This window comes from Streptomyces sp. NPDC048352, assembly GCF_040651895.1.
In the GTDB taxonomy this organism is placed as follows: Bacteria; Actinomycetota; Actinomycetes; order Streptomycetales; family Streptomycetaceae; genus Streptomyces.
The window spans coordinates 198,845-210,320 of the sequence record NZ_JBEZKZ010000002.1 but is presented as its reverse complement, the minus strand read 5'-3'; the positions used below and the strand labels follow the sequence as shown (position 1 = coordinate 210,320).

The window sequence follows — 11,476 nt, the reverse complement described above, 5'->3', positions numbered from 1 at the left end:
GGCCCGCCGCGGGCGGGCCCGGCGCGCTGCCGTCACCGCGCGGCGGGTCCGCCCCAGTGGAAGAGGGTCATGGCCACGCTGGTGGCCAGGTTGTAGCTGGACACCTGCGGGCGCATCGGCAGCGAGACCAGATGGTCCGCGCGGGCCCGCAGCTCGGGCGAGATGCCGTGGCGTTCGGAGCCGAAGGCGAGCAGGGCGTCGTCCGGGAGGGTGAGGGAGCGGATGTCCTCGCCCTCCGGATCCAGCGCGTACAGCGGACCGGGCGGGAGCTCCTCCAGCTCCATCCGGTCGACGGTGGTGGCGTAGTGCAGGCCGGCCCCGGCGCGGACCACGTTGGGGTGCCAGGGGTCGAGGTCGCCCCGGGTCACCACCCCGGTGGCGCCGAAGCCGGCGGCGAGGCGGACGACGGCGCCGACATTGCCGAGGTTGCGGGGGTTGTCGAGCAGCACGACGGGAGCCGGCCTGGGCGTCCTCGCCAGCGCGGCCCGTCCCGCCTCCCGGCCGGGTCGTACGGCGAGCGCGGCGACCCCGGTGGGGTGCGTGCGGGGCAGCAGCTCCCCCAGCGGGGCCCGCCGCACGAGGCGGGTCACCTCCGGTGCCACGTCCGGGGCCAGCCCGGCGGCGAGCTCCCGTACGGCGTCGGGCTCGTCGGCGACGACCGCGAGCACCTCGGCGCCGAAGCGCAGGGCGTGCTTCAGCGCGTGGAACCCGTCGAGCAGCACCACGTCACTCCGCCCGGCGCACTCCCGCCACTGCCGCCCGACCTCACCGGAACCCCACTGCTCACTCATGCCCCGACCCTACGACGCCCCCGCCCACCCGTACGGCCCGGCGAGGCCTCAGCGCCCCGCCGGCGCGGGCGCCACCGCCGGCTCCGCCGCCGCGGCCACGACCGCCTCCCGCCGCCGGAACACCCGCACCGCCGCCACGCGCGCCCCCGCCCACACCAGGAACCCGGTCGGGAGGAACACCGCGTCCGCGGCGATCATCGCCAGGGAGAAGAACGGCAGCCCCAGCAGCACCGCGATCCCCGCGTGCTCCAGCATCATCACCGCCAGCAGGACGTTCTTGACCCGCCGGTTGAACAGCGTGAACGGGAACGCCACCTGCACCGCGACCGTCCCGTACGTCAGCAGCATCACCACCGCCCCGCTGCCCGCCAGCAGCTCCGACAGCCACGGCCAGGGAGTGAAGTAGTCCAGCCGCAGCGGGTAGTACAGCGCGGTCCCGTCCTGCCACCGCGAACCCTGGATCTTGTACCAGCCGGCGGTCGCGTAGATCAGGCACACCTCCGCCGTGATCACCAGCATCCCGGCGTTGTGCAGCAGGTTCGCGAGCACGTCCAGCGTCGCCCGCCGCTCGCCCTCCGGTTCGTACCGGTCGGCCAGCCACCACAGCGCCGTGCCCGCCCACAGCGTCGCGAAGGCGGCCGTCCAGAGCGCGCCGAAGCGTCCGCTCGCGGCCCCGTACACGAACACCGCGCCCAGCGCCGCCCACAGCAACGGGCCCGCCGCCCCCGCCGATGCCGAGCCCCGCAGCCGCGCCCGGCGCGCGTCCAGCGACCACACCCGGGCGCAGCGCGTCAGCACCAGGTAGACCGCCATCAGGTGGATGACGTTGTCGCCGCCGTCGCCCATGAACACGCTGCGGTTCTGCAGCGACAGCACCCCGACCATGAAGAGCACCGACGTCGCCCGGGTCCGCCAGCCCAGCAGCAGCAGCGCGCTCGCGAGGAGGGAGAGGGCGTACACGGTCTCGAACCAGAGCGCCGAGTCCGACCACATCAGCACCGTGAAGGCGTGGTTGGAGGCGATCAGCCGCTCCGCCAGGTCCCAGCTCCACGGCCCGTCGGGCCCGTACAGCTCGTGCCGGTTGGGGAACTCCCGCAGCAGGAAGAAGAGCCAGGTCGCGGCGAAGCCGATCCGTACGACGGCGCTCTGGTAGGGCCCCAGCCCCTGTCCGGTGGCCTTCGCCGCCGCCTGCGCGAGGGTGCGCCTCACACGTTCCACCACGGCAGCTCCCGGTAGTACGTCCGGGTGTCGGACTTCTCCCCGCTCCAGGGCGGCGCGGCCACGGACCGGGTCGCCGAGCGCAGCTGGATCCGTACGATCCGGTCCCCGCCGGCGCCGTCCGACCCGCCGGCGCCGATTGACCCGCCGGCGGCGGCGGTCAGGCGGGCCATGGCGATCCGCTTCAGGTACCGCTCGGCCAGTTCCCCGCGCTCGCCGTCGGGCTTGTTCTCCTCGTCGTGGGAGCCGGTGAAGAAGTCCCAGGCCCTGCGAAGCTCGTTCTGCTCGGTGTGGCTCGGCAGCAGGCCGTGCCGGATCGCCGCGCCGTCCTCGGCGGACAGGTCGCGCCAGTCGCGGGTGACCAGCTCGCCGCCCGCGGTGCGGACCTGGGCGCGGACCTCGACGGCGATGTTCTGCTGGAGCGGGTTGGGGGCGAAGAGCTTCCAGTTCTGTTCGAACTCGGGGTAGATCCACCCGTCCACGAGCTCGGCGTGCTGCTTGCTCACCGTGTTGGCCGGCGCGACGTGCAGGAAGACCAGCCCGAGGTGCAGGCAGGCGCCGACGCCCACCGCGGCCAGGGCGAGGGCAGCGAGGACCCGGTACGGGGCGGACAGGCCCGCGATCCCGGGCGCCCGGGGCCCCGCGGGCAGGGCGTGGGGCGCTGCGGGCAGGGCCCCCGGCGCGGTCGGCGGGGAGGCGCCGAGGGACGGCGGAAGGTCTCCTTCCGCGGGCTCGCGCTCGTTCGAATCCATCCCGCCCCGATCATCCGGCGTCCACAGGGTTGCCCACAGAGGTTGACACCCTACGGGCCGCCGTCTCACCATTGAAGAGGATGAACCGAACGATCGGTCGGTCGGGCGGACGGCACACTCTGACAGGGGGCCGGGATGGTCGCAGTGACCCCGGAAACGGGCACGTCGGGCACGGTGGACGGCGCGGTGGACGGGCGCTCCGCGGACCTCGGCGCGCAGCTCAGGGCGGACTTCGACGCCGCCGTGGCGGCGGACGAGCGCGTGGAGCCCCGGGACTGGATGCCCGAGGAGTACCGGGCGTCGCTGGTCCGGCAGATGGCGCAGCACGCCCACTCCGAGATCATCGGCATGCAGCCCGAGGCCAACTGGATCACCCGCGCGCCCTCCCTGCGCCGCAAGGCGATCCTGATGGCCAAGGTGCAGGACGAGGCGGGCCACGGCCTCTACCTCTACAGCGCCGCCGAGACGCTCGGCACCAGCCGGGACGAGCTGCTCGACAAGCTCCACTCCGGCAGGCAGAAGTACTCCTCGATCTTCAACTACCCCACCCTGACCTGGGCCGACGTCGGCGCGATCGGCTGGCTGGTGGACGGCGCGGCGATCACCAACCAGGTGCCGATCTGCCGCTGCTCCTACGGCCCCTACGCCCGCGCGATGGTCCGGATCTGCAAGGAGGAGTCCTTCCACCAGCGCCAGGGGTACGAGCTGCTCCTCGCCCTCTCGCAGGGCACCGAGGCCCAGCACGCGATGGCGCAGGACGCGGTCGACCGCTGGTGGTGGCCCTCGCTGATGATGTTCGGCCCGCCGGACGACGAGTCGGCGCACTCGGCGCAGTCGATGGCCTGGCGGATCAAGCGGCATTCCAACGACGAGCTGCGCCAGCGCTTCGTGGACATCGCCGTCCCGCAGGCCGAGTCGCTGGGCCTGACCCTGCCCGACCCGGACATCAAGTGGAACGAGGAGCGCGGGCACTACGACTTCGGCGCCATCGACTGGGCCGAGTTCTGGGACGTCCTCAAGGGCAACGGCCCCTGCAACGAAGAGCGGATCGGCCAGCGGCGCCGGGCGCACGAGGAAGGCGCCTGGGTCCGTGAGGCCGCCTCCGCCTACGCCGCGAAGCACACCAGCACCGGACGAGAGGTACAGGCATGACGCAGAACTGGCCCCTGTGGGAGGTGTTCGTGCGCTCGCGCCGCGGCCTCTCGCACACGCACGCGGGAAGTCTGCACGCCCCCGACGCGGAGATGGCCCTGCGCAACGCACGCGACCTCTACACGCGGCGCAACGAAGGCGTCTCCATCTGGGTGGTGCCCTCCACCGAGGTCACCGCCTCCTCGCCCGACGAGCGGGACCCGTTCTTCGCCCCGTCCGCCGACAAGCCCTACCGGCACCCCACCTTCTACGACATCCCCGAGGGGGTGCGCCACCTGTGAGCGCCGGCACCGACACCCGCACCGCGGCCGCCCTCGCCCTCGGCGACGACGCGCTGATCCTCTCCCACCGCCTCGGCGAGTGGGCGGGCCACGCCCCCGTCCTGGAGGAGGAGGTCGCCCTGGCCAACATCGCCCTCGACCTGCTCGGGCAGGCCCGCCTCCTGCTGTCGATGGCGGGGGACGAGGACGAGCTGGCCTTCCTGCGCGAGGAGCGCTCCTTCCGCAACCTCCAGCTGGTCGAACAGCCCAACGGCGACTTCGCCCACACCATCGCCCGGCAGCTCTACTTCTCCTTCTACCAGCACGAGCTGTACACGGAGCTCGCCGCCGGGGACGGCCCGTTCGCGCCGCTCGCGGCCAAGGCCGTGAAGGAGACCGCCTACCACCGCGACCACGCCGAGCAGTGGACGCTGCGCCTCGGCGACGGCACCGACGAGAGCCGCGGCCGGATGCGCGCGGCCCTGGACGCGCTGTGGAAGTTCACCGGGGAGATGTTCCAGCCGGTCGAGGGCCTCGGCCTGGACCAGGCCGCCATGGAAGCCCTGGAAGGGCGCTGGACGGCCGCGCTGGGCGACGTACTGGAGCGGGCGGGGCTCGCGCTGCCCGAAGGACCGCGTACGGGCGCCTGGGCCGCCGGAGCCGGCCGGCAGGGCCTGCACACGGAGCCGTTCGGGCGGCTGCTCGCCGAGATGCAGCACCTGCACCGCAGCCACCCCGGAGCGTCGTGGTGAGCGCCGGGGCCGGGACCACCCGCCTGGAGGCGGAGCTGGCCGAGCTGGCGGGTTCCGTCCCCGATCCCGAACTGCCCGTGCTGACCCTGGCGGAGCTGGGTGTGCTGCGCGGGGTGCGGATGCACGAGGACGGCCACGTCGAGGTCGTCCTCACCCCGACGTACACCGGCTGCCCGGCCATCGAGGCCATGTCCGCCGACATCGAGCGGGCCCTGACCGACCACGGCATACCCGAGGTGCGGGTCACCACCGTCCTGTCCCCCGCCTGGTCCACCGACGACATCAGCGCCGAAGGCCGCCGCAAGCTCGCCGAGTTCGGCATCGCCCCGCCCCGCCCGCACTCCGCCGGCGGACCGGTCCCGCTCACGCTGTCGGTCCGCTGCCCCCACTGCGGCTCGACGGACACCGAACTGCTCAGCCGGTTCTCCTCCACCGCGTGCAAGGCGCTGCGCCGCTGCGTCGCCTGCCGCGAACCGTTCGACCACTTCAAGGAGCTGTAGATGGCCGCACCCCGCCACGGCGCGTTCCACCCGCTGACGGTGGCGGCAGTCGACCGGCTCACCGACGACTCGGTGGCCCTGACGCTCCGGGTCCCCGAGGAACTGCGCGAGGTCTACCGGCACGCCCCCGGCCAGCACCTGACGCTGCGCCGCGGCGCCTCCCAGGGCACCGAGGTCCGCCGCACCTACTCGATCTGCTCCCCCGCCCCGGCCCCCGACGGCCCGGGGCCGGACCGGCTGCGCGTGGGCGTGCGCCTGGTGGAGGGCGGCGAGTTCTCCACGTTCGCGCACAAGGAGGTCGCCGCCGGGGACGTACTGGACGTGATGGTCCCGGCCGGACGGTTCGTGCTGGAGCCGGCCGCCGCCCCGGCGGCCGCGCACTACGCGGCGATCGTCGGCGGCAGCGGCATCACCCCGGTGCTGTCGATCGCCGCCTCACTCCTGGCGGCCCGGCCCGACGCCCGGTTCTGCCTGGTGCGCAGCGACCGTACCGCGGCCTCGACGATGTTCCTGGAGGAGGTGGCGGACCTCAAGGACCGCTACCCCGACCGCTTCCAGCTGGTGACGGTGCTCTCCCGCGAGGAGCAGGAGGCCGGACTGCCGTCCGGGCGGCTCGACGAGGACCGCCTCACGTCCCTGCTGCCCGCGCTGCTGCCGGTCGCGGAGGTCACGGGCTGGTTCCTGTGCGGGCCCTACGGGCTGGTGACCGGCGCGGAGCGGGCCCTGGCCGCGCTGGGCGTCGTACGCACCCGGGTGCACGAGGAGATCTTCCACGTCGAGGAGACCGCCCCGCAGACACCCGCCCCCGCCGCCCCGGCGCCGGCCCACGGCCGGGTGACCGCCCGGCTCGACGGCCGCTCGGGCACCTGGCCCGTGCAGGACGGCGAATCGCTGCTGGACACCGTGCTGCGGGGGCGCGCGGACGCCCCGTACGCCTGCAAGGGCGGCGTCTGCGGCACCTGCCGCGCCTTCGTGGTCTCCGGCGAGGTGCGGATGGAGCGCAACTTCGCACTGGAGGCGGAGGAAACCGAGGCCGGGTTCGTACTGGCCTGCCAGTCCCACGCCCTGACGGAGGAAGTGGAGATCGACTTCGACCGGTAGGAGGTGTCCGCGGCCTGTCCAATTGCCGGAAGCTGCTCTATCTTGACGCACCATCAGATCAGGGCGTCAGCCGGTGCGCGCAGGAGGACAGGCAGTGGACTTCACCTTCACCGAAGAACAGCAGGCCGCCGTCGAGGCCGCCAGGGCCGTCTTCGCCGACGTCGCCCCCGACGGCGTCCCGAGCCCCGCGCTGACGCCGGGGGCCGTCGCCGACGACTTCGACCGGCCGCTGTGGGGCAAGCTCGCCGGCTCCGACCTGCTGGGCCTCGTCCTCGCCGAGGAGCACGGCGGAGCCGGCCTCGACGCCATCGCCCTGTGCCTCGTCCTGCGCGAGGCGGCCGGGGTCCTGGCCCGGGTACCGCTGCTGGAGCACTGCGCCACCGCCATGGCCGTCCAGGCCCACGGCAGCCCCGAGCTGGCCGCCGCCCTGCTGCCCGGCGCCGGACGCGGCACGCTCGCCCTCACCGTCGCCGCACACGGCCGCACCGGCCACGATCCGGCCGAACTCGCCGTCACCGCACGCCGCGGGGGAGCCGACTGGCTCCTGGACGGGGTGCAGACCTCCGTCGCCTGGGCCCACGGCTGCGACTGGATCGCCGTACCCGCCCACAGCGGCGAGGGCGAGGCGCTCCTCGCGCTCCTGCCCCGCACCGCCGCCGGACTCACGCTCGCCGACCAGTACTCCACCAGCGGCGAGCGGCTCGCCGAACTCACCCTCGACGCGGTCCGGGTACCCGCCGCCCATATGATCGAAGCCCCGGGGGCATGGGACCGGCTCCGCCTGCTCCTGGCCACCGGGACCTGCGCCCTCGCCCTCGGCCTCGGCCAGGCCGTCCTGGCCATGACCAGCCGGTACACCGGCAAGCGGGAGCAGTTCGGCTTCCCCGTGGCCACCTTCCAGGCCGTCGCCGTACAGGCCGCCGACCGCTACATCGACCTGCGCGCCATGGAGGCCACCCTCTGGCAGGCCGCCTGGCGGCTCGACGCCGCGACCGGCGGGGCCGGCGGTCCGCTGCCCGTCGCCGGGGACGTCGCCGTCGCCAAGATCTGGGCCTCCGAGGGCGTACGCCGGGTCGTGCAGACCGCCCAGCACCTCCACGGCGGCTTCGGCGCGGACACCGACTACCCGCTGCACCGCTACCACGCCTGGGCCAAGCAGCTGGAGCTCCAGCTCGGCCCCGCCGCCGCCCACGAAGAAACCCTGGGCGACCTGCTCGCCGCCCACCCGCTCGGCTGACCGGCGGACGCGGACTACAGCACGAAGGCCGGGTTCCCGCTGTCCGTCACCATCGGGCGCCCGGCGCGCTCCCACGCCTGCATCCCGCCGTCGACGTTCACGGCCTCGATGCCCTGGCGCACCAGGTACTGGGTCACCTGCGCGCTCCGGCCGCCCACCCGGCACATCACGTACGCCGTGCGGCCGTCCGCCACGGCCTCCGTGACCTCGCCGAAGCGTGCCACGAAGTCGCTCATCGGGACGTGCAGCGCACCCTCGACGTGCCCGGCCGCCCATTCGTCGTCCTCACGGACGTCGAGGACGAAGCCTTCGGCGGGCACCGCGGCGGCGTCCACCGAGGGAAGCGGTCCGAGGTTCATCACTGTCGCCTTCTCTCTTCACGGATCTGGTCTGCCAACCTATCCGACCCCCCGGCCGGACCGGGTTCATCCGGCGCTGTACGACGCCAGCTCCGCCTCGCGCTCGGAGACCTGCGCGAGCAGCTGCTCCGCGATCTCCTCCAGCAGCCGGTCCGGGTCGTCCGGAGCCATCCGCAGCATGGCGCCGATCGCGCTGTCCTCCAGCTCCTTGGCGACCAGGGAGAGCAGCTCCTTGCGCTGGGCCAGCCACTCGAGCCGGGCGTACAGCTCCTCGCTCTCGCTCGGCCGGGCCTCCTCCGGCGCCGGGCCGGCCTCCCACTCCTCGGCCAGCTCGCGCAGCAGCCCCTCCTCACCCCGGCCGTAGGCGGCGTTGACACGAGCGATGAACGCGTCGCGGCGCTCCCGCTCGGCCTCGTCCTGGGCCAGGTCCGGGTGGGCCTTGCGGACCAGCTCGCGGTACAGGCGCCGCACCTCCTCGGTGGGCCGCACCCGCTGCGGCGGCCGCACCGGGCGGTCGGTGAGCATGGCGGCCGCGTCATCGGAGATCCCGTCCGCGTCCAGCCAGTCGTGGAACAGCTCGTCCACCCCGGGCATCGGCATGACCAGCGAGCGTGCCTCCCGGGCCCGCCGCAGGTCCTCGGCATCGCCGCTGCGGGCCGCCTTCGCCTCCGCGATCAGCGCGTCCAGCTCGTCGAGCCGCGAGTACATCGGGCCGAGCTTCTGGTGGTGCAGCCGGGAGAAGTTCTCGACCTCCACCCGGAAGGTCTCCACCGCGATCTCGAATTCGATCAGTGCCTGCTCGGCGGCCCGCACGGCGCGTTCCAGCCGCGCCTCGGGCCGCTCCTCAGCGGTGACGGCGGGCTCTTCGGGGACGGTGTGTTCGGTCTGCTCGCTCACCCGGCCAGCCTACGGCCCCGCCCGGGGGCACGGTCCACGTGCGCCGGGGGCAGGTGCCGGCCCAAAGGTGTGTTTCACGTGAAACACACCCCCGGCTGCGGAACGCGGCCAGAGGCATGTTTCACGTGAAACAGGGGCTCGTTTCGAAACACGCCCTTGTTTCACGTGAAACACGCCTCCCGGGAGGGGCCGCGGCGGTCTCAGACCCCGAACTCCGCGGCGATCCGGCCCGACCGGACCGCCGCCACCAGGTCCGCGTGGTCGGCCTCGCTCCGGTCGGCGTAGGCCACGGCGAAGGCGGCCATCGCCTCGTCCAGCTCCTCGTTCTTGCCGCAGTACCCCGCCAGCAGCCGCGGATCGGCGCTGTGCGCGTGCGCCCGGGCCAGCAGGGCGCCGGTCATCCGGCCGTAGTCGTCGATCTGGTCCACGGCCAGGGCCGCCGGATCCACGCTCCCCTTGCGGTTGCGGAACTGCCGGACCTGGTACGGACGCCCCTCGACGGTGGTCCAGCCCAGCAGGATGTCGGAGACCACCTGCATCCGCTTCTGCCCGGCCACCACCCGGCGGCCCTCGTGCTCCTCCTCCGGCGCGTGGAAGCCCAGCCCGGGCAGGTGCGGCAGCAGGACCGAGGGCCGCGCCTCCTTCACCTGGAGCACCAGCGGCTCGCCCCGGTGGTCCAGCAGCAGCACCACGTACGAGCGGGTGCCCACACTGCCGGTCCCCACCACGCGGAAGGCCACGTCGTGGATCGCGTACCGGGCCAGCAGCGGCAGCCGGTCCCCCGACAGGGTCTTCAGGTACGGGCCCAGCGAGGCGGCCACCGCAGCGGCCTCCTCGTCCCCGACCCGCCGCAGCACCGGCAGCGCGTCCACGAAGCGGCGGCTGCCGTCCTCCAGGGCCTCGGTCGACTTGGCCGCGAACCGGGCGGAGGTGTTGTTGCGGGCCTTCTCCGAGATCCGCTCCAGCGTGCCCAGCAGGTCCCGGGCGTCGGCGTGGGAGACCAGCTCCTCGTCGGCGATGGCGTTCCACGCGTCGAGCGCGGGCAGCTTCGCCAGCAGCCGCATCGTGTGCCGGTACGCGCCCACCGCGTCCCGCGCCGCCGCCAGACAGGTGTCCTCGTCGGCCCCCGCCACGCGCCCGGCCAGGACCAGAGAGGTCGCCAGCCGCTTCACGTCCCACTCCCACGGACCGAAGACGGTCTCGTCGAAGTCGTTCAGGTCGATCACGAGCCGGCCGCGCGCGTCGCCGTACAGGCCGAAGTTGGCCGCGTGCGCGTCACCGCAGATCTGCGCGCCCACCCCGGTCACCGGGCCGCCGGACAGGTCGTGCGCCATCAGTCCGGCCGCGCCCCGCAGGAAGGCGAAGGGGTTGGCGGCCATCCGGCCCACCCGTATCGGGGTCAGCTCCGCGACCCGTCCCACGTTGGACTCCTCCACCGCGCGCACGGCGTCCGGACGCCCGGCGGGAGCCTCGAACCGGGCGTGCGCCGCGCGCGGGACGCGCAGCCGCAGCGCCTTCCCGGCGTCCTTGGGCGAGCCCGCCACGCTCCGCGGCGCGAAACCCCCGACGCGCGGGATCCGCCCGCCGTCCCGCTCCGCCGTCACGGCCGCCACGGCCGCCGCCACGCCGGCCACGCCCGCGGCCACATCGGCGACCACGCCCGCCACGCCCGCCCCGCCCACCGCCGCGGCCGCCGCCGCGTACTGCTCCGGTACCGCCACCATCCGCGCTGCCCCCGCACTGTTCGCGCCACGCCGGCCACCTCGTGGCCGATCAAGTCCGGGCAGACCGTACCTACAGCCCGGCGTCCCTGGCCAGCAGGGCCGCCTGAACCCGGTTCTCGCACGCCAGCTTGGCCAGGATCCGGCTCACGTACGTCTTCACCGTCGCCTCGCTCATGTGGAGCCTGCGCCCGGCGTCCGCGTTGGACAACCCCTCCCCCAGCAGCGCCAGCACCCCGCGCTCCCGCTCGCTCAGCTCCGCGACGAGCCGCCGGGCCTCCTCGCCGCGTCCGGCGGCCACACCGGCCGCCAGCTGGTCGACCACGTGCCGCGTCGCGCCGGGCGAGAGGTACGCGTCCCCGGCCGCGGCCGCCCGGACGGCACCGATCAGCTCACCGGGCGCCGAGTCCTTCAGCAGGAACCCCGCACCGCCCTGGCTCAGCGCGCGCAGCACGTTCTCCTTCTCCCCGAAGGTGGTCAGGATCAGCGCCCGCACCCCCGGCGCGGCCCGCCCCAGCTCGCCCAGCGCCGTCAGCCCGTCCATCACCGGCATCTGGATGTCCAGCAGTGCCACGTCCGGCGCGTGGGACAGCGCCAGATCGACCGCCTCCCGGCCGTTGGCCCCCTCCGCGACGACCTCGATGTCCGGAGCCGAGGTCAGGATCATCCTGATCCCGGCCCGGATCAGCGGCTCGTCATCAGCGATCACCACTCTGATCACCCTGGCTGTCACCCG

General features: G+C 74.0%; 13 protein-coding genes. 6 read left to right on the top strand and 7 right to left on the bottom strand.

The annotated features are described in order from the left end of the window. Positions 1 to 32 precede the first annotated feature (32 nt). Genes AB0D45_RS02200 through AB0D45_RS02190 form a run of 3 tightly spaced genes read right to left on the bottom strand, consistent with a single transcriptional unit; the run spans position 33 to position 2,833 of the window. Positions 33 to 791 (bottom strand): TrmH family RNA methyltransferase, encoded by a 759-nt coding sequence (locus AB0D45_RS02200; protein WP_361595850.1) that lies wholly within the window; start codon positions 789 to 791, stop codon positions 33 to 35. A gap of 48 nt (positions 792 to 839) precedes the next feature. After that, complete coding sequence (locus AB0D45_RS02195; RefSeq protein ID WP_362454891.1) at positions 840 to 2,000, bottom strand: HTTM domain-containing protein; 1,161 nt, start codon at positions 1,998 to 2,000, stop codon at positions 840 to 842. After that, positions 1,997 to 2,833: a DUF5819 family protein gene (locus AB0D45_RS02190; protein ID WP_362454874.1), complete on the bottom strand. Its 837-nt coding sequence runs from the start codon at positions 2,831 to 2,833 to the stop codon at positions 1,997 to 1,999. Before AB0D45_RS02190 ends, AB0D45_RS02195 begins: the two co-directional genes overlap by 4 nt. Before the next feature lie 63 nt (positions 2,834 to 2,896). Here AB0D45_RS02190 and paaA point away from each other — a divergent pair, with 63 nt between their 5' ends. From paaA to AB0D45_RS02160, 6 genes are all read left to right on the top strand, one after another. After that, positions 2,897 to 3,913 (top strand): 1,2-phenylacetyl-CoA epoxidase subunit PaaA, encoded by a 1,017-nt coding sequence (paaA, locus tag AB0D45_RS02185; protein WP_361595844.1) that lies wholly within the window; start codon positions 2,897 to 2,899, stop codon positions 3,911 to 3,913. Continuing rightward, the gene (gene paaB / locus AB0D45_RS02180; RefSeq protein ID WP_361595841.1) at positions 3,910 to 4,194 is read left to right on the top strand and encodes a 1,2-phenylacetyl-CoA epoxidase subunit PaaB; all 285 of its coding nucleotides are present in this window, start codon (positions 3,910 to 3,912) and stop codon (positions 4,192 to 4,194) included. Before paaA ends, paaB begins: the two co-directional genes overlap by 4 nt. Then, positions 4,191 to 4,925 carry a 1,2-phenylacetyl-CoA epoxidase subunit PaaC gene (gene paaC / locus AB0D45_RS02175; RefSeq protein WP_361595838.1) on the top strand — a complete coding sequence of 245 codons (735 nt, stop codon included), beginning with the start codon at positions 4,191 to 4,193 and terminating at the stop codon, positions 4,923 to 4,925. Before paaB ends, paaC begins: the two co-directional genes overlap by 4 nt. After that, positions 4,919 to 5,425 (top strand): 1,2-phenylacetyl-CoA epoxidase subunit PaaD, encoded by a 507-nt coding sequence (gene paaD / locus AB0D45_RS02170; RefSeq protein WP_362454873.1) that lies wholly within the window; start codon positions 4,919 to 4,921, stop codon positions 5,423 to 5,425. Before paaC ends, paaD begins: the two co-directional genes overlap by 7 nt. Beyond that, a complete protein-coding gene (locus AB0D45_RS02165) occupies positions 5,426 to 6,526 on the top strand; it encodes a 2Fe-2S iron-sulfur cluster-binding protein (protein WP_362454872.1) in 1,101 nt (366 codons plus the stop codon). A gap of 94 nt (positions 6,527 to 6,620) precedes the next feature. Then, positions 6,621 to 7,763 carry an acyl-CoA dehydrogenase family protein gene (locus tag AB0D45_RS02160; RefSeq protein WP_362454871.1) on the top strand — a complete coding sequence of 381 codons (1,143 nt, stop codon included), beginning with the start codon at positions 6,621 to 6,623 and terminating at the stop codon, positions 7,761 to 7,763. A gap of 14 nt (positions 7,764 to 7,777) precedes the next feature. Here the strand turns inward: AB0D45_RS02160 and AB0D45_RS02155 are convergent, their stop codons facing one another. The 4 genes from AB0D45_RS02155 to AB0D45_RS02140 all read right to left on the bottom strand — a co-directional run bounded on the left by AB0D45_RS02155 (position 7,778) and on the right by AB0D45_RS02140 (position 11,461). Next, on the bottom strand, positions 7,778 to 8,122 hold the full coding sequence (locus AB0D45_RS02155; protein ID WP_361595829.1) for a rhodanese-like domain-containing protein: 345 nt from the start codon (positions 8,120 to 8,122) through the stop codon (positions 7,778 to 7,780). A 66-nt stretch (positions 8,123 to 8,188) separates the two neighbouring features. Continuing rightward, positions 8,189 to 9,019, bottom strand: coding sequence for a J domain-containing protein (locus tag AB0D45_RS02150; RefSeq protein ID WP_361595826.1), 831 nt, complete (start codon positions 9,017 to 9,019; stop codon positions 8,189 to 8,191). Positions 9,020 to 9,219: 200 nt separating this feature from the next. Further along, positions 9,220 to 10,743, bottom strand: coding sequence for a DUF2252 domain-containing protein (locus AB0D45_RS02145; protein WP_362454870.1), 1,524 nt, complete (start codon positions 10,741 to 10,743; stop codon positions 9,220 to 9,222). A 70-nt stretch (positions 10,744 to 10,813) separates the two neighbouring features. Beyond that, complete coding sequence (locus AB0D45_RS02140) at positions 10,814 to 11,461, bottom strand: response regulator transcription factor (protein WP_361595885.1); 648 nt, start codon at positions 11,459 to 11,461, stop codon at positions 10,814 to 10,816. Between the last annotated feature and the right edge of the window lie 15 nt (positions 11,462 to 11,476).